General features: G+C 56.1%; 19 protein-coding genes. 12 read left to right on the top strand and 7 right to left on the bottom strand.

Annotated elements, in window-relative coordinates; translation table 11 throughout:
* Positions 1-207 precede the first annotated feature (207 nt).
* Both L3068_RS00690 and L3068_RS00685 read left to right on the top strand, forming a co-directional pair.
* A complete protein-coding gene (locus L3068_RS00690) occupies positions 208-1608 on the top strand; it encodes an MFS transporter (protein ID WP_045282192.1) in 1401 nt (466 codons plus the stop codon).
* 10 nt (positions 1609-1618) lie between these two features.
* A complete protein-coding gene (locus tag L3068_RS00685; RefSeq protein ID WP_117581977.1) occupies positions 1619-3568 on the top strand; it encodes a glycoside hydrolase family 127 protein in 1950 nt (649 codons plus the stop codon).
* 74 nt (positions 3569-3642) lie between these two features.
* Here the strand turns inward: L3068_RS00685 and L3068_RS00680 are convergent, their stop codons facing one another.
* Positions 3643-4383: a MipA/OmpV family protein gene (locus L3068_RS00680; protein WP_014882026.1), complete on the bottom strand. Its 741-nt coding sequence runs from the start codon at positions 4381-4383 to the stop codon at positions 3643-3645.
* Between the two features lie 116 nt (positions 4384-4499).
* Between L3068_RS00680 and L3068_RS00675 the strand changes: the two genes are divergently transcribed.
* On the top strand, positions 4500-5465 hold the full coding sequence (locus L3068_RS00675; RefSeq protein ID WP_117581979.1) for a LysR family transcriptional regulator: 966 nt from the start codon (positions 4500-4502) through the stop codon (positions 5463-5465).
* On the opposite strand, the gene aldB is transcribed toward L3068_RS00675, so the two are convergent.
* The 6 genes from aldB to L3068_RS00645 form a co-directional block, all read right to left on the bottom strand.
* Positions 5462-7000: an aldehyde dehydrogenase AldB gene (gene aldB, locus L3068_RS00670; protein ID WP_014882024.1), complete on the bottom strand. Its 1539-nt coding sequence runs from the start codon at positions 6998-7000 to the stop codon at positions 5462-5464. The genes L3068_RS00675 and aldB overlap by 4 nt on opposite strands.
* A gap of 86 nt (positions 7001-7086) precedes the next feature.
* On the bottom strand, positions 7087-8934 hold the full coding sequence (gene selB, locus L3068_RS00665; protein ID WP_057057600.1) for a selenocysteine-specific translation elongation factor: 1848 nt from the start codon (positions 8932-8934) through the stop codon (positions 7087-7089).
* Complete coding sequence (selA, locus tag L3068_RS00660; RefSeq protein ID WP_117581981.1) at positions 8931-10316, bottom strand: L-seryl-tRNA(Sec) selenium transferase; 1386 nt, start codon at positions 10314-10316, stop codon at positions 8931-8933. The genes selB and selA overlap by 4 nt, the downstream gene beginning before the upstream one ends.
* Positions 10317-10419: 103 nt before the next feature.
* A complete protein-coding gene (locus L3068_RS00655; protein WP_117581983.1) occupies positions 10420-11028 on the bottom strand; it encodes a glutathione S-transferase in 609 nt (202 codons plus the stop codon).
* 90 nt (positions 11029-11118) lie between these two features.
* Entirely contained in the window at positions 11119-12255 is a 1137-nt protein-coding gene (locus L3068_RS00650) for an HlyD family secretion protein (RefSeq protein WP_014882020.1), read from the bottom strand.
* Between the two features lie 2 nt (positions 12256-12257).
* Positions 12258-12614, bottom strand: coding sequence for a DUF3302 domain-containing protein (locus L3068_RS00645; protein WP_014882019.1), 357 nt, complete (start codon positions 12612-12614; stop codon positions 12258-12260).
* A gap of 87 nt (positions 12615-12701) precedes the next feature.
* Between L3068_RS00645 and L3068_RS00640 the strand changes: the two genes are divergently transcribed.
* From L3068_RS00640 to L3068_RS00600, 9 genes are all read left to right on the top strand, one after another.
* Positions 12702-13399 (top strand): IS1-like element IS1B family transposase gene (locus tag L3068_RS00640; RefSeq protein WP_095033700.1). Its coding sequence is split into 2 segments (ribosomal slippage): positions 12702-12951 and positions 12951-13399, totalling 699 coding nucleotides; the frame shifts between segments, so codons are not numbered across the junction.
* 653 nt (positions 13400-14052) lie between these two features.
* Positions 14053-15960, top strand: a complete 1908-nt coding sequence (locus tag L3068_RS00635) for a PTS mannitol transporter subunit IICBA (protein WP_014882018.1) — start codon at positions 14053-14055, stop codon at positions 15958-15960.
* 102 nt (positions 15961-16062) lie between these two features.
* Positions 16063-17211: a mannitol-1-phosphate 5-dehydrogenase gene (gene mtlD, locus L3068_RS00630; protein WP_014882017.1), complete on the top strand. Its 1149-nt coding sequence runs from the start codon at positions 16063-16065 to the stop codon at positions 17209-17211.
* Entirely contained in the window at positions 17208-17798 is a 591-nt protein-coding gene (gene mtlR, locus L3068_RS00625) for a mannitol operon repressor MtlR (RefSeq protein WP_023331737.1), read from the top strand. Before mtlD ends, mtlR begins: the two co-directional genes overlap by 4 nt.
* Positions 17799-17856: 58 nt before the next feature.
* Positions 17857-18219 (top strand): YibL family ribosome-associated protein, encoded by a 363-nt coding sequence (locus L3068_RS00620; RefSeq protein WP_014882015.1) that lies wholly within the window; start codon positions 17857-17859, stop codon positions 18217-18219.
* A 271-nt stretch (positions 18220-18490) separates the two neighbouring features.
* Positions 18491-20146 carry an L-lactate permease gene (gene lldP / locus L3068_RS00615; protein ID WP_014882014.1) on the top strand — a complete coding sequence of 552 codons (1656 nt, stop codon included), beginning with the start codon at positions 18491-18493 and terminating at the stop codon, positions 20144-20146.
* On the top strand, positions 20143-20916 hold the full coding sequence (gene lldR, locus L3068_RS00610; RefSeq protein ID WP_014882013.1) for a transcriptional regulator LldR: 774 nt from the start codon (positions 20143-20145) through the stop codon (positions 20914-20916). The genes lldP and lldR overlap by 4 nt, the downstream gene beginning before the upstream one ends.
* On the top strand, positions 20913-22100 hold the full coding sequence (gene lldD / locus L3068_RS00605; protein ID WP_023331735.1) for a quinone-dependent L-lactate dehydrogenase: 1188 nt from the start codon (positions 20913-20915) through the stop codon (positions 22098-22100). Before lldR ends, lldD begins: the two co-directional genes overlap by 4 nt.
* A 182-nt stretch (positions 22101-22282) precedes the next feature.
* Positions 22283-23623, top strand: coding sequence for an MFS transporter (locus L3068_RS00600; RefSeq protein WP_117581987.1), 1341 nt, complete (start codon positions 22283-22285; stop codon positions 23621-23623).
* Positions 23624-23635: the final 12 nt, after the last annotated feature.

The following is a 23635-nucleotide window of genomic DNA, read 5'->3' as shown; positions in this document are numbered from 1 at the left end:
TTTTATTGCCATCAATATTCAATTTACGCATTGATTATTAACTAATATCTGAATAACTGTCCGATCGAAATCACATTTTCTTTATCAGGTCGGAATCGTCACCTTTTTATACTTTTCCCTTCCCTTGTTGGCCTTGCCGTTCAATGCAGAATAAATGGGTACCTTGCATAAATACGATAATAAATTCGTTCATCGAGGAGTTACTTCATGACTTCCACACCGATTACTGAATCAGACGTGACACAAGGGGCGGCAGATGACCGGCTGTCCGTCCGCGAAAAAATTGGCTATGGCCTGGGTGATGCGGGCGGGACGGTAATTACCTGCCTGATCATGAATTTCCTGACCTTTTTCTATACCGATGTCTTTGGCCTCACTCCCGCGCTCGTGGGCACGCTATTTATTGCTCTTCGTGTGTTTGATGCCATCTCCGATCCGGTGATGGGCGTGATTGCTGACCGCACGCAGAGCCGCTGGGGACGTTTTCGTCCCTGGCAGCTATGGGTGGCGCTCCCCATCGGGGTGATTGGCGTGCTGACGTTCACCGTACCGGAAGCCAGCATGGGGGTGAAAATCGCCTGGGCGTTTGGTACCTATTTGCTGTTGTCCGTTGGTTATACCGCCATTAACGTGCCCTACTGCGCGCTGATTAACACCATGACTACCCGACACAACGAGGTGATCGCCTGCCAGTCATGGCGCTTTGTGCTGTGCGGCGTGGCGGGATTTCTGGTCTCTGTGGGTTTGCCATGGCTGGTCGCGGAGCTCGGTCAGGGCGATGCCGCAAAGGGTTATCAGCTTGGCGTCGGCGTCCTGTGTGCTGTCGCCGTGGTGATGTTTCTCTGCTGCTTCTTCTGGGTTCGCGAGCGCGTTCCGCTGGCGCTGATGGGTAAATTCACCTTACGCGAGCACCTTGCGGGCCTGCGTAAAAACGATCAATTGCTCCTGATGCTGGTGATGTCGTTTCTGCTGATCAACGTTTTCAACATTCGCGGCGGCGGATACATGTACTTCATCACCTACGTCCTGCAGGGCAGCACGGCCTATACCTCGCTATTTTTCACGATGGTGACTTTTGCGGCCATTCTGGGCGCGGTGATCGTCAATCCGCTGTCGCGCCGTATTGATACCGTCAAACTCTACTACTACACCAACCTGGTGCTCGCTGCGCTTGCGGTGGGCATGTGGTTTCTGCCGGGAGGCCCGGCGCACCAGACGCTCTGGCTGGTGATTATTTTAAGCAACGGCGTGATCCTCGGTTTTACCCTGCCACTACACTTCTCGCTGATGGCTTTTGCCGATGACTACGGTGAATGGAAAAACGGCGTGCGCTCATCGGGCATGAACTTCGCCTTCAACCTGTTTTTCATCAAGCTCGCATGGGCATCCAGCGCCGGGATCATCAGCCTGGTGTTTATCACCGTAGCCTATCAGCCGGGCATGGGTAACCAGACGCCAGCCTCGTTACAGGGCATCACCGCCATGGAGACACTGCTGCCTGCCCTTTTCCATCTGCTGCTGGCGGTCACTATCCGCTGGTGCAGGCTTAACAATCCACTGATGTCGCGCATTGCCACCGATCTGCGCCAGCGTCATGTCCCTTCCTGAGGAGAATACGATGTCCGTAATGGAACCCGATCTGCACCAACTGAAAATCAATGACCCGTTTCTCGGGCAGTATCAACGACTGGTCCGTGATGTGGTGATCCCCTACCAGTGGGATGCGCTGAACGATCGCGTGGCAGAGGCTGAACCCAGCCACGCCATCACCAACTTCCGCATTGCCGCGGGTCTGGAAGAGGGTGAATTCTACGGGATGGTGTTTCAGGACAGCGACGTGGCGAAATGGCTGGAGGCCGTGGCGTGGTCGCTATGCCAGAAACCGGATGCTGAACTGGAAAAAACCGCCGACGAGGTCATTGAACTGATTGCCGCAGCACAGTGTGAAGATGGCTATCTCAATACGTACTTTACGGTTAAGGCCCCCGAGGCGCGCTGGACCAATCTGGCCGAATGCCACGAGCTGTACTGCGCCGGGCATATGATTGAGGCTGGCGTGGCCTGGTTTCAGGGAACCGGTAAACGCAACCTGCTGGATGTGGTGTGCAGGCTGGCAGACCATATCGACAGCGTGTTTGGCCCTGGCGAAACGCAGCTGCACGGTTATCCTGGCCACCCGGAAATCGAGCTGGCGCTGATGCGGCTGTACGACGTCACGGAGGAACCACGCTACCTCAATCTGGTGAAATACTTTATTGAGGAACGCGGCGCCCAGCCTCACTTCTACGATATCGAGTACGAGAAGCGTGGCAAAACGTCATACTGGAATACCTATGGACCTGCGTGGATGGTCAAGGACAAAGCCTACAGCCAGGCACATCAACCTCTTGCTGAACAACAAACGGCCATCGGCCATGCGGTACGCTTTGTCTACCTGATGGCGGGCATGGCGCATCTGGCGCGCCTGAGCGGCGACGAAGGTAAACGCCAGGACTGCCTGCGGCTGTGGAATAACATGGCGCAGCGCCAGCTGTACATTACCGGCGGGATTGGCTCGCAAAGTAGCGGCGAGGCGTTCAGCAGCGATTACGATCTGCCCAACGATACGGTGTACGCGGAAAGCTGCGCCTCCATTGGCCTGATGATGTTTGCCCGCCGGATGCTCGAGATGGAGGCAGACAGCCACTACGCCGACGTGATGGAGCGCGCGTTATACAACACGGTACTCGGCGGCATGGCGCTGGACGGAAAACACTTCTTCTATGTGAACCCGCTGGAGGTACATCCGAAAACGCTGGCGTTCAACCATATCTACGATCACGTGAAGCCCGTCCGCCAGCGATGGTTCGGCTGCGCCTGCTGTCCGCCGAATATCGCCCGCGTGCTGACCTCACTGGGACATTACATTTATACCGTTCGCCCGGATGCCCTGTTGATCAACCTGTATGTGGGGAACGATGTCGCCATAAAGATTGATGAAAACACACTCCAGCTACGTATTAGCGGTAACTATCCGTGGCAGGATCAGGTGACCATCGAAATAACCTCGCCTGTTCCGGTGACTCACACGCTGGCCCTGCGGCTGCCGGACTGGTGCGCAGAACCGGCTGTTTCGCTGAATGGTGAACGCGTCACCGGTGAGGTCGTTCGTGGATATCTTTACCTCAACCGTTGCTGGCATGAGGGCGACACGCTGACTCTGACACTCCCTATGCCGGTTCGCCGCGTGTACGGTAACCCGCAGGTGCGCCAACAGGCAGGTAAAGTCGCGCTTCAGCGCGGGCCCCTGGTTTACTGTCTGGAAGAAGCTGATAACGGCGCAAATCTGCATAACCTCTCTTTGCCTGAAAACAGTGCGTTCCGGGTATTTGAAGGCAAAGGCATTTTCGCGCACAAAATGTTGATACAGGCGGAGGGGAGCGGTTATCACGCGAAGGATACGGATGCGCTGTGGCAGTACGATCGCTCGCCGGTACAGCGTGAGCCCCAGACGCTGACCTTTATTCCCTGGTTCAGTTGGGCAAACCGGGGAGAAGGGGAGATGCGGATATGGGTGGATGAAGGCTGAATATTTGCGGTCCGTTGCCCTCCCCCCGGACTGTACACACCCACGGGGAGAGGGAGTAAACCGGCTTTAACGTATCAGAAGCGCCAGGTCAGCCCGGTCATCAGCACGAAGCTGTCGTCGCGGTCGATCATCGGGCTGTTCTTCACGTCGTCAGGCAACACGGTGTAGACCGCGCTGGCGTTAAGGTACAGCTTCTGGGTTAACTGATATTTAGCCGCCAGGCCAACGTATGGCGTCCAGCTGTCACCGGCGGTGTATTGCTTCAGACCTGAGCGGCGAGACTCGTTGCCGGATACGCCGTAGTAGTAGTCGTTATAGCTTTCGTCGGTATAAAAAACACCCACAGATGGCGTCAGGGTCAGGCGTTCCATCCTGATGGGTCGAAAGTAGGAGACTTCTCCAATCATGCCGCCGCTTTCATCCGTGGCATCGCCAGAGACCGCCACTTTCAAAGAACCCCAGCTTTCATGGTGATAGTACGCGCCACCGAGGAAAGCGGACGCCTTACGCTCATCAAGCTGTTTCATCTGATGGTCGTCATTGTCATCGGGATCAAAATGCAGCGGCATCCACGATGCGGTCAGGCTGAGTTCATTTTTTGCGTCTTTCCACAGGATCCAGCCGCCCGTGGTCTGGCGCACATAAAAACGATCGCTTTCGTAACTGATTAACGGCACCGCAGTGGTATTTTCGTTATATCCCTTATAAGGCGACTCATTAAATACAGCCCCCGCCCCTATTGAAAAGTCACCGGCCATCGCAGATGTGGCTGCAAATAACGTGGCAGCGATAAGTAAATTGTATTTAATAGTCATCAAAGTAATCCATTTAAACGCCAAACAAGCGGGGCGAATAATAATGGTTACAAATTTGCCAATGCAACGCTGCGGTTTATATAATATTATATATATAATGATATAGATGGGTGCGCATGATGAGTAAATTACAACTAAAACCACGCGAATTAAAAATAATCTCCGTCATCGCCGCCACTCACAGCATTGGTGATGCTGCTGCCCTGTTGGGTATGGCGCAGGCTAACGTCAGTAAATATCTCTCTGATTTTGAAGCGCGGGTTGGACTAAAGGTTTTTGAGCGCACGACCCGTCAGCTTGCGCTTACTCAGTTTGGTGAAGCGTTACTTCCCTATATTGACGCTTCGCTGGACAAAAACGATCAGCTCGTGAATTTCATTGCCGATTATAAGCATGAAAAGCGGGGCAAAGTGACCCTTTACGCGCCCACGGGAATTGTCACCTACCTCGCGCGCCATGTCATCCATCAGATAAAAGACATCGGCGACATTCGTATCTCCCTGAAAACGTACAACCTGGACCGCAATGAATTTTCAGAAGGCGTTTCCTTCCCGGATGACTGCGATATTTTAATTACCTATGCACAACCAAAAGATGGAAGTCTGGTCGCCAGCGTATTAACAAAATATTCCGTTACGGCATTCGCCACTCAGGAATATTTAAATAACCATCCATTAGCCGGACCTGACGATTTAATTAATCACTCATGTATTCTGATCGATTCCATGCTGGTCGACGATGCAAATATCTGGCGTTTTCGTACCCATGGTAGTGATAACGTGCAAGATTACAGGGTGACCGGAAATTATATTTGCGACAACACGCAGACGGCGCTGGAGCTGGCAAGAAATAACCTTGGCATCGTATTCGCACCTAAAGAGAGCCTGAAAAAAGAATTAGCGCAAGGCATGCTGGTTCCCTGCTTCACGCATCAGGAAGAGTGGTGGCTCGATCTGACCGCAATATTCCGCAAACGTGAATACCAGCCCTGGCGTGTGCAGTACGTCCTTGATGGCGTCCTCAATTGCCTGCGCCAGCAAATTGCTCAGGCCGCCCAGGGACGGCCTGAGCAGGGCGACTAGAACAGGCCCAGCGGTTTATCGGAGTAGCTGACCAGCAAACATTTCGTCTGCTGGTAATGCTCCAGCATCATCTTGTGGGTTTCACGCCCGATGCCGGATTGCTTATAACCCCCAAATGCGGCGTGTGCCGGATAGGCGTGATAGCAGTTGGTCCAGACGCGCCCGGCCTGAATGCCCCGGCCCATTTTATAGGCCAGATTTCCGTTGCGGCTCCAGACGCCCGCCCCCAGGCCATACGGCGTGTCGTTGGCAATCTCCAGTGCCTCCTCCATCGTTTTGAAGGTGGTCACCGCCAGCACCGGTCCGAAAATCTCCTCCTGGAAGACGCGCATGTTGTTCTTGCCAAACAGGATCGTCGGCTCAAGGTAATACCCGTCCTGCAGATCGCCACCAAGTACCTTACGGCGTCCGCCGGTCAGGATATCTGCGCCCTCTTTCTTGCCGATATCAATGTAGTTGAGGATGGTCTCCAGCTGTCCATGTGAGACCTGCGCCCCCATCTGCGTAACGTTATCAAGCGGGTTCCCGCTGCGGATAGATTCGACGCGGCGAATGGCGCGCTCCATGAAGCGTTCATAGATAGACTCCTGCACCAGCGCGCGACTCGGGCAGGTACAGACTTCACCCTGGTTAAACGCAAACAGCGCAAACCCTTCCAGGGCTTTATCAAAGAAGGCATCCTCTTCTTCCATCACGTCTGCAAAGAAGATGTTCGGGGATTTTCCCCCGAGCTCAAGCGTCACCGGAATGATGTTCTGGGTGGCGTACTGCATGATCTGCTGGCCCACTTCCGTCGACCCGGTAAATGCCACTTTGGCGATACGTTTAGACGTAGCCAGATACTCCCCTATCTCGCCACCCGCACCGTTCACCACGTTAATCACGCCCGGCGGCAGGAGATCGCCAACGATTTCCATCAGCAGCAGAACCGAAAGCGGGGTCAGACGCGCCGGTTTGAGCACAATGCAGTTGCCTGCTGCCAGCGCGGGCGCCATTTTCCAGCTCGCCATCAGCAGCGGGAAGTTCCACGGAATAATTTGCCCTACCACGCCCAGCGGTTCGTGGAAGTGATACGCCACGGTGTCGCTGTCGACCTCGCTGATTCCGCCCTCCTGAGCGCGAATACAGGAGGCAAAATAGCGGAAGTGGTCAATGGCCAGCGGCACGTCTGCCGCCATCGTTTCCCGGATCGGCTTGCCGTTATCCCAGGTTTCTGCCGTCGCCAGCAGTTCCAGATTCTGCTCCATCCGGTCAGCGATTTTGAACAGAATGGCTGCCCGATCCTGAACGGAGGTATGCCCCCATTTGTCTTTCGCGTTGTGCGCCGCATCCAGCGCCAGATCGATATCGCGCTTGCCGGAGCTGGCTATTTCACACAGCGGCTGGCCGGTAACGGGGGTCAGGTTGGAATAGTATTCGCCGTCGACGGGGGCCACCCAGTCGCCGCCAATAAAGTTGTCATAACGAGGCTTTAGCTTGAGGGGAAAACCATACTCGCCAGGCTGGATACGCGAAGAGGGAGGATTGTTTGTCATGACCGTCTCCTTGCTGTTGGTGTACAACAAGGGTAGTCCCGGCTGGCGATTTTCTCGCCAACCGGTAACGGTGTTTACGACGGGGGTCACGGAGTTTCAGGAAATAATAACGAATCTCGCAGAACATGGTCGTTACCGCGGCGACGCGTAAACCCAATACGATTGAAATATTCCAGGATCTGAATCGCCAGCTTGCGCCCTACGTTCAGCCGATCGCGAAAATCGGCTGCACAGGTGGAGCCGCGCGCCTGATCCAGCTCGCGGATCAGGTTAGCAAACGCCACAATGCGATCGTTACGGTAATAACGATCTTTCACGATCGCAACTATCAGCCCCTGCTGCGCCGCGTGGCGTAATACCTGACGCATCGCCTGCTCGTCGGTGTTCGTTTCGCGCGCCAGATCGCGAACCCACCACGGCTCATCACCAAACAGCGAAGCCACTTTCTGCCAGATAACCTCCTGCTCTGCGGTGAATCCGGCTTTGTGATCCGGCAGGTGCAGCCAGCCGTGGTGGCTTTTAATCACCCCGCTTTCGCGCATGTTTTCAATCAGCAGCAGCACCAGCGCATCGTCTTCCATCGGCAGCGCCATGCGGCGCAGACGCTCACGCCCCGGACCAGGCTCATCCTGATGCTGTTCATGATACGTCGCGAGAGTGGTGAGTATTTTACGCTGCCAGCGTGCGGCAACCGGGGCATTCAACAGGCTATTACCGGCCTGAATAAAGCCCGGCTGCCGGGTCAGCGGGTCTAATCCTTCCCTGCTCAGCTGGCGTGCCCAGGCAAAATCACCCAGGTTCACTGCACCGCGATCGAGATGCACCCGCAGCGCGGCGTTATCATCAGGGGCCTGTGCCAGCGCGGCCAGCCATTGCAGATATTCCGGTTTACGCTTGCCGCGTCGCGGCGAGTTAAGCGCCACCACCCGTGCCCCGGCCAGCGTTTCCCGCGCGGAGATATCCCGCAGAACCAGACGGTCGTTGTCTGCAAGCCAGAGCGGTGAATCGAAAACCAGTTCAGCAAGATCGTTTTCCAGCAGCGACACGCGTCCGGTGATATGGCTGGCCGCGTGGTGAATATGCAGCGGCTGCCACTGAGTCAGCGGCACATTCGTCTGCAGAGAGACAATCACGCGTTCAGACGGCTCTGGCGGAGCATCGGCCAGCAGCCAGTCGCCGCGGTTAAGCTGCTCTTTTTCCGCATCTCCGGCAATATTCAGCGCGATCCGCTGCCCGGCATGCGCCTGCTCTGCGGGCTGGTTCTGTGCATGTAAGCCGCGCACGCGCATCGGTTTGTTAACGCCCGTCAGCCACAGGCTATCGCCCACCTTCACTTCACCGCTCAACGCGGTACCGGTGACCACCAGGCCCGCCCCTTTTACGGTAAATGCCCGATCAATCGCCAGACGGAAGCGATGATGACTTGCGTGGTCACGTGACGTCAGTTGCTGCAAATGGTGACGAAGTTCGTCGATGCCGCGGCCTTCGGTGGCCACGGTGACAAAAATCGGCGCATCGGCAAAACCATACTCCCGTAAGGTGGCCTGCACCCCTTCGCGCACCTCGCCGACGCGCGCGTCATCCACGCGGTCAGCTTTCGTCAGCGCTACGGTCAGCTGCGGGTTGCCGGTCAGCTGGAGGATTGCCAGATGCTCGCGGGTTTGCGCCATCACGCCGTCATCGCAGGCCACGACCAGCAGGGCATGATCGATACCCCCCACCCCCGCCAGCATGTTAGACAGAAACTTCTCGTGCCCTGGTACATCAATAAAACCCAGCACGCGGCCGTCTGGCTGGGGCCAGTAGGCATAGCCCAGGTCGATGGTCATGCCGCGCTTTTTCTCTTCCGGCAGACGATCGGCGTTTATGCCAGTAATCGCCTGCAGCAACGTCGTTTTTCCGTGGTCGACATGACCGGCGGTGGCAATAATCATTTCAACAACATCTCCAGAAATCGCTCTTCATCATCAAGGCAGCGCAGATCCAGCCACATTCGTCCATCGTAAATCCGCCCGATAACCGGCACAGGCATGGCGCGCCAGCGTAACGACAGGGCCTCCAGGTGGCTGCCGCGCCCGTCACGCGGGGTAAACGTGAGCGCTTCGCTCGGCAGCCTGTCCACCGGCAGCGAACCGCTGCCAATCTGCGACTGGCAGGGCTCAATCCGAACGTCAAAATCAGGGTAGTGCGGGGCGATGCGCGGCAGCAATAACTCGGCCTGCGCACGAATCGAGGCGGCATCACGGGTTAAGAGACGCAGCACAGGCAGGCGGTCGGCCAGTTTCTCCGGATGGAGATAGAGCCGCAGCGTCGCATCCAGCGCGGCAAGGGTCATTTTATCGGCTCGCAGGGCGCGCTTGAGCGGATGCTGCTGCAGCCGGGCAATCAGCTCGCGTTTGCCGACGATAATTCCGGCCTGCGGCCCGCCCAGCAGTTTGTCGCCGGAAAAACTCACCAGGCTGACGCCCGCCGCAATCATCTCTTGCGGCATCGGTTCTTTTGGCAAGCCGTACTGGCTCAGGTCCACCAGCGAACCGCTGCCGAGATCGGCAATCACCGGGATATTCAGTTCGCGCCCAATCTCCGCCAGCTCGGCCTCATCAACCGTTTTGGTGAAGCCTTCAATCTGATAATTGCTGGTGTGAACCTTCATCAGCAGGGCGGTGTTTTCATTCACCGCTGCGCGATAATCTTTCGCATGGGTACGGTTGGTGGTACCGACCTCATGCAGCGTGCAGCCCGCCTGGCGCATCACGTCCGGGATGCGAAACGCCCCGCCAATTTCCACCAGCTCGCCGCGGGATACCACCACCTCTTTGCCACTGGCGGTGGCCGCCAGCATTAGCAGCACCGCTGCGGCGTTGTTATTCACAATGCAGGCATCTTCTGCACCGGTCAGCTGGCACAGCAGATCCGCCAGGGCACGATCGCGATGCCCGCGTCCTGCGCCGTCCAGATCGTACTCCAGCGTCACCGACGTTCGCATGGCCTGCCCGACCGCAGCCACGGCCTCTTCCGCCTGCTGCGCGCGGCCCAGGTTGGTGTGCAGCACGGTACCGGTAAGGTTGATCACCGGGCGTAATGCGCTTTGCGCGTTCTTGTCCAGCCGATGTTCCACTTCCAGCTCCCACGCGCTACACCAGCCGGGCAAGCTATTTTCTGCCTGAATGGCGCATCGGGCTTCGTCCTGAAGCAGGCGTAACATCTCAACCGTCGCGGTATGGCCGAAACGCTCCACAACAGCATGAATGCGAGGTTCGCGAAGAAGACGATCGGTAGCGGGGATCTGGCTGTAGAGCGAATGATGAGTAGTCATGAAAGCGCCTGGCGAGTAAATATCTTCCCCCCTCCCGACGGGAGAGGGAGTTAACATGTGGAGAGATTGTACCGCCTCCTGCAGCGAAGTGTTATAACCCGCGTCAAGCCTTTGGCGGTTCGGTACGGGCAAAGCTCTCGCGGCTAAAGAGCGTTTCAGCCAGCTTCACCAGCAACGGTCGGTCAACGCACCAGCCGGGGGACACGCGGCGGAAATTGAGATACCCGATGGCGCAGGCAATGGCGATGGTGGCCAGGTTCAGGCTGTCGGTGTGAATTTTTCCCTCCCGGATGAGCTGTTCGCACATATCCAGACTGCGGTTGATTTTTTCCCGCTGGCGCAGCAGTTCGTTTTCTGACTGCTGTGCGGCAGGCCTTGCCTGCTCACGCACGGAAGTCAGCGCCGCATCCATAATGCCGTCGGCCAGGGCTTCAATCTGCTTCACCGCCAGCGCCGCTTTTTGGTTAGCCGGCAGCATGGCCGGGGCCACGCCCAACAGCTCGATATACTCCGCAATAATCGGGGAGTCGAACCAGTATTCACCCTCGTCCGTCACCAGCGCCGGAACTTTTCCTAGCGGGTTGTACTGCGCGACGCCGTTTTCAGCGTTGTAGGGCTGTTCATTGACGAATTCGAATGTCATCCCTTTCTCCAGCAGGAGAATCGAGATTTTTCGCACGAAGGGACTGGTGTAGCTACCGATGAGTTTCATTGCCTGATCCTTGATGCCGGAAAAAGGTCAGTATGGATCACGGGATGAAAAAAGGGCAGGTATGGATGTCGCATTCCTGCCCTGGCGGGATTAATGATCGAGGTAGAGGTAGTGCATCCAGCTGGTCATGCGCAGCAACACTTTACGCATTACCGAGACGTGGGCGAAATGGTCTGAATAGACCGCCACCTGGGCATAGATACCGTCTGGTAGCGCATCGACGTCGGCGTTAGGCTCCAGTTCAATCAGCGCCTGTACGCCATCCGTGCCCGGTGTGACGGTCAATGCCTGCAACGCCCCCTGCGCCTGGTACGACCCTCCCGGCACCACCGGCAGGACGCTGGTGAGTTTCCCGGTAAATACCTGGCCCGGCAGCGCATTAAACACCACTTCCGCTTCATCACCCGGCTTAAGACGCAGCAGCGAGTTCTGGCGGAACTGCGCCACAATCTGACGTTTCTGTTCCGGAATAAAGACCATGACCGGACGCAGAGGTAACGCGGCGGCATAGGTCCCCGGACGGATCAGCACCTGGGTGATATAGCCGTTGCTCGGCGCGCGCACCACGGTCTGATCGAGATTGTATTTCGCTTCGGCAAGCTGGGCGCGTAATGAAGCAATCTGCGACTGTTCACCGTTCACCATGCTGTCTAACTGACTTTGAATCTGCGTCTGTTCAGCCACAGAACCTTTCACCAGCGCATCCTGCGCCAGATAGTTCTGCCGCGCGTTGTCGATATCGCTTTCAGAAAACGGGTTCACCTTCGCCCGGCTGCCTTTCAGGTAACGCTGATAATCTTTATACAGGCGGTCACGCTCTGCCGAGACGCGCGTGGTATTAGCGACGGCTTCTGCAAGCTGCGCTTTCAGGCTATCGATATTGTGGGTTGCGGTGACCAGATCGGCCTTGAGTCTGTCGACCCGCGCCTGGTAGCGGCCCGGATCAAGTTTAAATAATACTTCGCCTTTTTTAATGAGCTGGTTGTTTTTATCAGTCACTTCGGTGACCACGCCCGTCACCTGCGGTGTAATCGGAATGGAAATAACCGCTTTTTGCGCCGTAAAGGTATACGGATGGTTATAGTTCATTAACAGAATCAGTCCGGCAACAATAAATACCCCACCCAACGTTGCGGTGGCGAGCGTCCACTGATTTACCGGAATGCGGAATATTTTAAAGATCGCCCAGGCAAATGCCACATAGGTCAAAATAATCAACAGATCCATGATTAGCGCTCCAGCGTGTTCTGATCAGCAGTGGGCTGTACCGCCGCCAGCTTTTGTTCTAATTCGGCCACGCGTTTGGACAGCGCATCCATGCCCGGAACCTCATCTGGCTTTGTAATGTGGTTCTGCATGCCCCAACCGCGATCTTCACGGTAGAGCGTGGCCCAAATCCACAGAAACGGCCAGATGGCATGGAGGGTGAACAGGCTAATCCAGCCTGCCGTATGAATCGCATCAGCATGGGGATGATTACGTTTTTTAGCCATATTATAAGGGATATCATGAATAGCGATAATCCCGTAAAAAAGCACCAGAAATACAAAAATCAATACGCCCAACGCAAAATAGTTGAGAAACATATTTTCCTCACTTAAACAACGTCAACTCATTAGGTGATGCTGCCAACTTACTGATTTAGTGTATGATGGTGTTTTTGAGGTGCTCCAGTGGCTTCTGTTTCTATCAGCTGTCCCTCCTGTTCAGCTACTGACGGGGTGGTGCGTAACGGCAAAAGCACTGCCGGACATCAGCGCTATCTCTGCTCTCACTGCCGTAAAACATGGCAACTGCAGTTCACTTACACCGCTTCTCAACCCGGTACGCACCAGAAAATCATTGATATGGCCATGAATGGCGTTGGATGCCGGGCAACCGCCCGCATTATGGGCGTTGGCCTCAACACGATTTTCCGCCATTTAAAAAACTCAGGCCGCAGTCGGTAACCTCGCGCATACAGCCGGGCAGTGACGTCATCGTCTGCGCGGAAATGGACGAACAGTGGGGATACGTCGGGGCTAAATCGCGCCAGCGCTGGCTGTTTTACGCGTATGACAGGCTCCGGAAGACGGTTGTTGCGCACGTATTCGGTGAACGCACTATGGCGACGCTGGGGCGTCTTATGAGCCTGCTGTCACCCTTTGACGTGGTGATATGGATGACGGATGGCTGGCCGCTGTATGAATCCCGCCTGAAGGGAAAGCTGCACGTAATCAGCAAGCGATATACGCAGCGAATTGAGCGGCATAACCTGAATCTGAGGCAGCACCTGGCACGGCTGGGACGGAAGTCGCTGTCGTTCTCAAAATCGGTGGAGCTGCATGACAAAGTCATCGGGCATTATCTGAACATAAAACACTATCAATAAGTTGGAGTCATTACCAACTCATTAAACGAATAAAACAGCACGCAGCCTAATTAATTTATTTTTAAATTTAAAAGGCACACTGGTTATTTCAGAGCCGGGGAGTATCGGTTTTTATAATATCTCCATGCAAGTTTATAAACGTGTCAAAATATAACCTGAATAATAATATACTTAACCTTACATTATGAGCGTAATCCACCTTTTAACTTTTCGCCATACCACACATGAAAAGTGGTTTTTTAGCTTTACGTGTCACTCAAGACTATCCTGACGCCAATTCGCAAAGCAGAGTTTGCCGCCGATCACAGCCAGAGAAATCTGCATAAAAATATTTTGTGAAATCAGTCACAATCCAGAAACAAACCCACAAAACAAAAATGCGATCACAATCACAAAAACACGTGGTTTTTGCTTTGTTTTTCGCCATCGTATTTTTTTTACCCACTAATTTTGTGATTCGGATCACGTCATTAAATGCCACACCCCCTACATTTACGTGACATATGTCACACAAATTTTCACTGTCTGGACAGTTGAACGATTCAGTGCCAGATTTCACAGCATCAGAACAGGGCCCGGCTACCTCTGCCGCCGCACATTAACGATAAACCTCGGGCCGCAAGCCTAAGCGTAAACATAAGAAGGGGTGTTTTATGTCATCCGATTTCAAGATCAAAGTTCAAAGCTTTGGTCGTTTCCTCAGCAACATGGTGATGCCAAATATCGGCGCGTTTATCGCGTGGGGTATTATCACCGCATTGTTCATTCCGACAGGGTGGTTGCCTAACGAAACGCTGGCGAAACTTGTTGGCCCTATGATTACTTACCTCCTGCCGCTGCTGATCGGTTTCACCGGTGGTCGTCTGGTTGGCGGTGACCGTGGTGGCGTTGTGGGTGCCATCACCACAATGGGTGTTATCGTCGGTGCGGATATGCCGATGTTCCTCGGTGCCATGATTGCCGGTCCTCTGGGCGGCTGGGCGATTAAGAAATTCGACGTCTGGGTAGATGGTAAGATCAAATCCGGCTTCGAAATGCTGGTGAACAACTTCTCTGCGGGCATCATCGGGATGATCCTCGCGATTCTGGCGTTCCTCGGCATTGGCCCTGCGGTTGAAGTGCTGTCCAAAATTCTGGCGGCAGGCGTTAACTTTATGGTGGCGCACGACATGCTGCCGCTGGCGTCTATCTTCGTTGAACCGGCGAAAATTCTGTTCCTTAATAACGCCATCAACCACGGTATCTTCTCGCCGCTGGGTATTCAGCAGTCTCACGATCTCGGCAAGTCCATCTTCTTCCTGATTGAAGCGAACCCAGGTCCGGGTATGGGCGTTCTGCTGGCATACATGTTCTTTGGTCGCGGCAGCGCTAAGCAGTCTGCTGGCGGTGCGGCTATCATCCACTTCCTGGGCGGTATCCACGAAATTTACTTCCCGTACGTGCTGATGAACCCACGCCTGATCCTGGCCGTTATCCTCGGCGGTATGACCGGCGTGTTCACCCTGAGCGTGCTGGGCGGCGGTCTGGTCTCCCCTGCTTCTCCGGGCTCTATCCTGGCCGTGCTGGCGATGACCCCGAAAGGTGCCTACTTCGCTAACATCGCGGCTATCTGTGCGGCCATGGCGGTCTCCTTCGTGGTTTCTTCTATCCTGCTGAAAACCAGCAAAGTGAAAGAAGATGACGATATCGAAGCGGCAACCCGCCGTATGCACGACATGAAAGCGGAATCCAAAGGCGCGACCCCGCTGGCGGCTGGCGATGTCTCTAACGACCTGAGCCACGTGCGTAAAATCATCGTTGCTTGTGATGCCGGTATGGGCTCCAGTGCAATGGGTGCCGGCGTGCTGCGTAAGAAAGTACAGGATGCGGGCCTGACCAACATCTCCGTGACCAACAGCGCAATTAACAGTCTGCCGCCGGACGTTGACCTGGTGATCACCCACCGCGATCTGACCGAACGCGCCATGCGTCAGGTACCGCAGGCACAGCACATTTCGCTGACTAACTTCCTCGACAGCGGCCTGTACACCAGCCTGACCGAACGTCTGGTTGCCGCGCAGCGTCATGAAGATAACGAAGTGAAAGTGCGCACCAGCCTGCAGGATAGCTTTGACGAGAGTAATGCCCACCTGTTTAAACTGGGTGCGGAGAACATCTTCCTCGGCCGTACCGCGGCTACTAAAGAAGAAGCGATTCGCTTTGCCGGTGAACAGCTGGTAAAAGGCGGTTACGTTCAGCCTGAATATGTCGATGCGATGTTGGAACGCGAAAAACTGACCCCGACCTATCTCGGTGAATCCATCGCGGTTCCACACGGTACCGTTGAGGCGAAAGACCGCGTGCTGAAAACCGGTGTGGTGTTCTGTCAGTATCCTGATGGCGTACGCTTCGGTGAAGAAGAAGATGACATCGCCCGTCTGGTGATTGGTATCGCCGCTCGCAACAACGAGCATATCCAGGTGATCACCAGCCTGACCAACGCCCTGGACGATGAGTCCGTTATCGAGCGTCTGGCCAAAACCACCAGCGTTGAAGAAGTTCTGGCACTGCTGAACAAATAACAGCGCCTCTTCCCTCTCCCCCCGGGGAGAGGGCTAGGGTGAGGGGGAGAAAGCTCCTCACCCCAGCCCTCTCGGGTAAAAACATTGATGAAGGTTAACACTATGAAAGCATTACATTTTGGCGCAGGTAACATCGGTCGTGGTTTTATCGGCAAACTGCTGGCAGACGCGGGCATTACGCTGACGTTCGCCGATGTGAATCAGGTGGTCCTGGATGCCCTGAATGCCCGTCATAGCTATCAGGTCCATGTGGTGGGCGAAAACGAGCAGGTCGATACCGTCTCAGGCGTGAACGCGGTCAGCAGCATTGGCGACGACGTAATCGACCTGATTGCCAGCGTTGACCTTATCACCACGGCGGTAGGCCCGGTGGTTCTGGAGCGTATCGCCCCGGCGGTGGCTAAAGGCCTGGCAAAACGTAAAGCGCAGGGCATCGACACCCCGCTGAACATCATCGCCTGTGAAAACATGGTACGCGGCACCACACAGCTGAAAGGCCATGTCATGGCGGCCGTGGCTGATGAGGATAAAGCCTGGGTCGACGCGCACGTTGGGTTTGTGGATTCCGCCGTGGACCGCATCGTTCCGCCGTCAGCATCCGCCACCCACGACCCGCTGGAAGTGACCGTGGAAACCTTCAGCGAGTGGATCGTCGATAAAACTCAGTTTAAAGGTGCGCTGCCGACCATTCCGGGAATGGAATTAACCGATAACCTGATGGCATTTGTCGAACGCAAACTCTTCACGCTGAACACCGGGCATGCTATAACCGCGTACCTCGGAAAATTGGCCGGTCATCAGACCATTCGCGATGCGATTCTCGATGAGAAAATCCGCGCAGTGGTAAAAGGGGCCATGGAAGAGAGCGGCGCGGTGCTGATCAAACGCTACGGTTTTGATGCTGATAAACACGCAGCCTACATCCAGAAAATCCTCGGTCGCTTTGAAAACCCGTATCTGAAAGATGATGTTGAGCGCGTGGGACGTCAACCGCTGCGTAAGCTGAGTGCAGGCGACCGTCTGATTAAGCCGCTGCTCGGCACGCTGGAATACGGTCTGCCGCATGCCAACCTGGTGAAAGGGATTGCCGCTGCAATGCACTACCGCAGCGATCAGGACCCGCAGGCGATCGAGCTGGCTCAGCTGATTGATGACAAAGGCGCGCAGGCTGCGCTGGCGCAGATTTCCGGTCTGGACGCCAATAGCGACGTGGTTGTGGAGGCGGTTAACGCATACAACGCAACCAAATGATGCACAGTGTGGCGCAGGTTAGCCTGCGCCCAGATAACAGATTGTCAGATATGCAGGCAATAATGGAACAAACCCAGGCCTTTGAAAATCGTGTGCTTGAGCGTCTGAATGCTGGCAAAACCGTACGAAGCTTCCTGATTGCCGCCGTCGAGCTGTTAACCGAGGCGGTAAATATCCTGGTGCTTCAGGTGTTTCGCAAAGACGACTACGCGGTAAAATATGCTGTAGAACCGTTACTGGACGGCGATGGACCGCTGGGCGATTTATCGGTGCGTCTGAAGCTGATTTACGGTCTTGGCGTGCTGAACCGGCAAGAGTACGAAGATGCAGAGCTGTTAATGGCGCTACGTGAGGAGCTCAATCATGACGGTAACGAATACGCCTTTACCGATGATGAGATCCTGGGGCCCTTCGGCGAGCTGCACTGCGTGGCCGCGCTGCCCCCTGCCCCTCATTTCGACAGCAGCGACCCTGAGCTATATGCAATGCAAAAGCTGCGTTATCAGCAGGTTGTCCGCTCCACGATGGTCCTTTCCCTGACTGAGCTGATTTCCCGGATCAGCTTAAAAAAAGCGTTTCAGAAGTAAGCCTGCTCACATTGGTGTATCCTTCCCTGTAAATTCCCCGTTTTCAGAGTTATTTGTCATGAAAGAAGTCGAAAAGAACGAAATTAAACGCCTGAGCGACCGCCTGGATCTGATCCGTCACCAGATGGCGGGTCTGTCACTGGTCGATTCCGCCGAGAAGTACGCCGAGCTGGAGAAAGAGACCGCGAAGCTGGAGGCAGAGATCGAGCGCCTGCGCGAAGTAAAAGGCCAGAAGCTGAGCAACGAAGCGCAGAAGCTGATGAACATGCCACACCGCCGCGCAATCACCAAAAAAGAACAGGCTGACATGGGCAAGCTGAAGAAAAGCGTCCGTGGCCTGGTGGTCGTGCACCCGATGACCGAGCTTGGCCGTGAAATGGGCCTGAAAGAGATGACGGGTTTTTGTAAGACCGCATTCTGATTTCATGCCGGGTGGCGCTGCGCTTACCCGGCCTACTCTTTTCCCCTTCGTGTGAATTGGTCCAACCAATTGCGCAATCAATCCTCCCCTGGTTCACAATTCCATTATTTCCGCTCACAAAACCATTGCCACCCCATAACATCTGATTAACCATTCATTGTCATTAACCCTACAACACAACATTGGCAGGACCACTTTTACATAACCTGTGATGCAGAGATGAGCGGAGACTCACCCGCCGCGCAGGTTATCTGGTCCCCAGGAGACCTGCATGAGCCTCTGGCAACAAAACTACGACCCGGCCGGAAATATCTGGCTGTCGAGCCTGATCGCATCGCTTCCAATCCTGTTCTTCTTCTTTGCGCTGATTAAGCTCAAGCTGAAGGGCTACCTTGCCGCGACGTACACCGTTGCCATCGCTCTGCTGGTGGCGCTGTTCTTCTACAAAATGCCGGTCGATCGCGCGCTGGCCTCCGTTGTCTACGGTTTCTTCTACGGTCTGTGGCCAATTGCGTGGATCATCATCGCCGCTGTCTTTGTCTATAAAATTTCGGTGAAAACCGGGCAATTCGACATCATCCGCTCGTCGATTCTCTCCATCACGCCGGACCAGCGCCTGCAGATGCTGATTGTCGGCTTCTCCTTCGGGGCGTTTTTGGAAGGTGCCGCCGGATTTGGCGCACCGGTCGCCATTACGGCCGCCCTGCTGGTGGGCCTCGGCTTTAACCCGCTTTATGCCGCGGGCCTGTGCCTGATTGTGAATACCGCCCCGGTGGCGTTTGGCGCAATGGGGATTCCGATTCTGGTCGCCGGACAGGTGACCGGGCTGGATAGCTTTGAGATCGGCCAGATGGTGGGTCGCCAGCTGCCGTTCCTGACCATCATCGTGCTGTTCTGGATCATGGCGATTATGGACGGCTGGCGCGGCGTGAAAGAGACGTGGCCTGCTGTAATGGTGGCGGGCGGTTCGTTCGCCATCGCGCAATACCTGAGCTCAAACTTCCTCGGTCCGGAGCTGCCGGACATTATCTCGTCGCTGGTCTCGCTGGTCTGCCTGACCCTGTTCCTGAAACGCTGGCAGCCGGTACGTATTTTCCGCTTCGCCGACATGGGTGCCTCGCAGGTCGATCAAACCCTGGCACGCACGGGCTATACCGCAGGGCAGGTGATCCGTGCCTGGTCACCGTTCCTGTTCCTGACCGCAACGGTAACGCTGTGGAGCATCCCGCCGTTTAAAGCCCTGTTCGCCCCGGGCGGCGCGCTGTACGACATGGTGATTAACATCTCCGTGCCGTTCCTCGACAAAATGGTCGCCCGCATGCCGCCAGTCGTGCATGCCGCCACACCGTATGCCGCGGTCTATAAGTTCGACTGGTTCTCCGCCACCGGGACCGCCATCCTGTTTGCCGCGATCCTTTCCGTGGTGTGGCTGCGCATGAAGCCTGCCGCCGCGGTGCAGACCTTCGCAGCGACGATTAAAGAACTGATGCTGCCGATTTACTCCATCGGCATGGTGCTGGCGTTCGCGTTTATCTCGAACTACTCCGGCCTGTCATCGACGCTGGCACTGGCGCTGGCCCATACCAGCCACGCCTTCACCTTCTTCTCACCGTTCCTCGGCTGGCTGGGTGTGTTCCTGACCGGGTCAGATACCTCGTCGAACGCCCTGTTTGCTGCACTGCAGGCTACGGCAGCCCAGCAGATTGGCGTGTCGGATGTCCTGCTGGTCGCTGCGAACACCACCGGCGGCGTGACCGGGAAAATGATCTCCCCGCAATCCATCGCCATTGCCTGTGCGGCGGTGGGACTGGTCGGTAAAGAGTCGGATCTGTTCCGCTTTACCGTGAAACACAGCCTGATATTCACCTGCATGGTCGGGGTGATCACCACCCTGCAGGCTTATGTCTTAACCTGGATGATCCCATGATAGTGATGCCCAGACGCCTGTCCGACGAGATAGCCTCTCGCGTACGGGCGCTGATTGAAGAACAACAGCTGGAAGCGGGCATGAAGTTGCCCGCTGAACGCCAGCTCGCCGCCCAGCTTGGTGTATCGCGTAATTCCCTGCGTGAAGCGCTGGCCACGCTGGTCAGCGAAGGGGTACTGGTGAGCCGTCGCGGCGGCGGCACCTTTGTGCGCTGGCAGCATGACGACTGGTCCGAGCAAAACATCGTTCAGCCGCTGAAGACGCTGATGGAAAATGACCCGGACTACAGCTTTGACATCCTCGAAGCGCGTCACGCCATCGAGACCAGCACCGCCTGGCATGCGGCCATGCGGGCAACCGAGGCCGACAAAGAGAAGCTCAAAGCCTGCTTTGAGGCCACGCAAAGCAGCGACCCGGATATCGCCTCCCAGGCTGACGTGCGTTTTCACCTGGCCATTGCCGAAGCGTCGCACAATGTGGTTCTGCTCCAGACCATGCGCGGGTTCTTCGACCTGCTGCAATCCTCTGTCAAACAAAGCCGCCAGCGCATGTACCTGGTTCCGCCGGTGTTTGCCCAACTGACTGAACAACACGAGGCGGTGCTTAACGCCATTCTGGCCGGTGATGCCGAGGCCGCACGCAAGGCGATGATGGCGCATCTCGGCTTCGTTCACACCACCATTAAACGATTCGATGAAGACCAGGCCCGACAGGCGCGTATTACCCGTCTGCCTGGCGACAGTGATATTTCCAGGGAGAACAAAGCATGATCATTTCAGCAGCCAGTGACTATCGCGCCGCGGCGCAGCGCATTTTGCCCCCGTTCCTGTTCCACTACATCGACGGCGGGGCGTATGCCGAATACACCCTGCGCCGCAATGTGGAAGACTTGTCAGAGGTGGCCCTGCGTCAGCGCGTGCTGAAGAATATGTCTGACCTGAGCCTTGAGACGACGCTGTTCAACGAAACGCTCTCCATGCCGGTCGCCCTCGCCCCCGTCGGCCTGTGCGGTATGTACGCCCGTCGTGGCGAAGTGCAGGCGGCGGCGGCCGCGGATGCCAGGGGTATTCCGTTTACCCTCTCTACCGTCTCCGTCTGCCCGATTGAAGAGGTCGCGCCGACCATCAAGCGTCCGATGTGGTTCCAGCTGTACGTCCTGCGCGATCGCGGTTTTATGCGCAACGCGCTGGAGCGCGCCAAAGCGGCGGGCTGTTCCACGCTGGTCTTTACCGTCGATATGCCAACGCCGGGTGCGCGCTACCGTGACGCCCACTCCGGCATGAGCGGCCCGAATGCCGCTCTGCGCCGCTACTGGCAGGCGGTGACGCACCCGCAGTGGGCGTGGGATGTGGGTCTGAACGGACGTCCGCACGATCTGGGCAATATCTCGGCTTACCTCGGTAAACCGACCGGGCTGGAAGATTACATCGGCTGGCTGGCGAACAACTTCGATCCGTCCATCTCCTGGAAAGACCTGGAGTGGATCCGCGAATTCTGGGACGGCCCGATGGTGATCAAAGGGATCCTCGACCCGGAAGATGCCCGCGACGCGGTACGTTTTGGCGCAGACGGCATTGTGGTCTCAAACCACGGCGGGCGTCAGCTCGACGGTGTGCTCTCCTCCGCACGCGCGCTGCCCGCCATTGCCGATGCGGTGAAAGGCGATATCGCGATTCTGGCCGACAGCGGCATTCGCAACGGGCTGGATGTGGTACGCATGATCGCGCTCGGCGCCGACAGCGTGCTGCTGGGCCGTGCGTATCTGTACGCGCTGGCGACGGCAGGTCAGGCTGGCGTGGCGAACCTGCTTGACCTGATCGAAAAAGAGATGAAAGTCGCGATGACGCTGACCGGTGCGAAAACCATTAGCGAAATCAGCAAAGACTCTCTGGTGCAGGAGTTAAGTCGATTACCGGCGGCGCTGGCTCCCCTTGCGCAGGGAAACGCTGCCTGAATACCCCTCCTGTTAACACCGCTGTTCACGCGCCCGGTTCCCCCTTCGGGCGCTTTTTTTTGCCGAAAATAACACTTAGATAACAAATTGGATAAGAAAATTTGACATATTTACCCCCTCCGCAATTGTATAGACAAGCAAATACAAGAACACAAAAACAACATCACATCGGAGAGGAGCATATGACGTATTCAGGCAAGGTGGATATTCAGCAGGTGATCGATGAGAGTCCCTTTTCAGGGTTTCACTGGCTTCTTATCGTACTGGGCTTTCTGGTTCTGGCGATCGATGGATTTGATACCGCGGCAATGGGTTACATCGCCCCTACGCTGTCGGCAGAATGGGGGATACATAAACAGGATCTGGGGCCGGTGCTGAGCGCTGCCCTGCTGGGCTTGTCGCTGGGTGCCCTCATTGCAGGCCCGGTATCGGACAAGATGGGGCGCAAGCGCGTGCTGGTCTTCTCCTGCCTGTTCTTCGGCCTTGCAAGCCTGGGCACGGCCTGGGCGCAAACTCTGAATACGCTGACGTTGTGGCGCTTTCTGACGGGCCTTGGCCTCGGTGCCGCAATGCCAAACGCCATCACGCTGATTTCGGAGTTCGCCCCCCAGCGCTGCCGCGCCATGGCGATTAATACCATGTACTGCGGCTTCCCTCTGGGTGCCGCAGGGGGCGGTGCGATCTCTTCGTGGCTTATTCCCCACCATGGCTGGCGAAGCGTGCTGCTGACGGGTGCAATTGCGCCGCTGATTTTGACGCTGCTGCTGGCGCTATTTTTGCCGGAGTCGGTGAAGTTTCTGGTGCAGCGCGGGAAGGACGTCATGCAGATCCGCCGTATCGCGAGCCGGTTCAGCCGCAGCACTCTGGAGAGCGTTACCGGCTTTTTCCTGGCAGAGGAAAAAGTCGCTTCTAGAAAAGGGAGCGTGGCGCAGCTCTTCTCCATGCCCTGGCTGCCCGGCACACTAATGCTATGGGTCACCTACTTTATGGGGCTGGTGATTTACTACGTCCTGCTGAGCTGGATGCCGACCCTGATGCAGGGGATGGGCTATGCGCTGGCGGAATCCGCCTGGCTCACCTCGCTGTTCACCTTCGGCGGTACCGCAGGCATTCTGCTCGCGGGCTGGATGATGGATCGCTGGGAGGCACACAAAGTGGTCGCGGGTGGCTTTGTGCTGACAATGGGTCTCATTCTGTTACTGGGCATTGAGCATAATCATATCGTCCTGTTTGGCGGGTTGATTTTCCTGATGGGGATCGCGATGAACGGGGCGCAATCGGGCATGCAAACCCTGGCTGCGACTTTTTACCCAACAGAGTGCCGCGCAACGGGTATTGCCTGGATGCAGGGGATCGGCCGCTTTGGCGGCGTGGCGGGAACCATGACCAGCGCTCAGCTGCTTTCCCTGCAGTGGCAGGCGGACAGTATTTTGATGATCCTCAGCGTGCCTGCCATGGTCGCCGCAGCGGCAACGTGCTACAAAATGCTGCGTTGCCGTGCGCAGGAACCTGGCGTCGCGTAATTCCTCACTTTT

Origin of the sequence: Enterobacter cloacae complex sp. ECL414 (genome assembly GCF_021869685.1) — a bacterium.
GTDB lineage: Bacteria > Pseudomonadota > Gammaproteobacteria > Enterobacterales > Enterobacteriaceae > Enterobacter > Enterobacter kobei.
The sequence above is the reverse complement of the archived record's forward strand: the minus strand, read 5'-3'. Positions and strand labels throughout refer to the sequence as shown.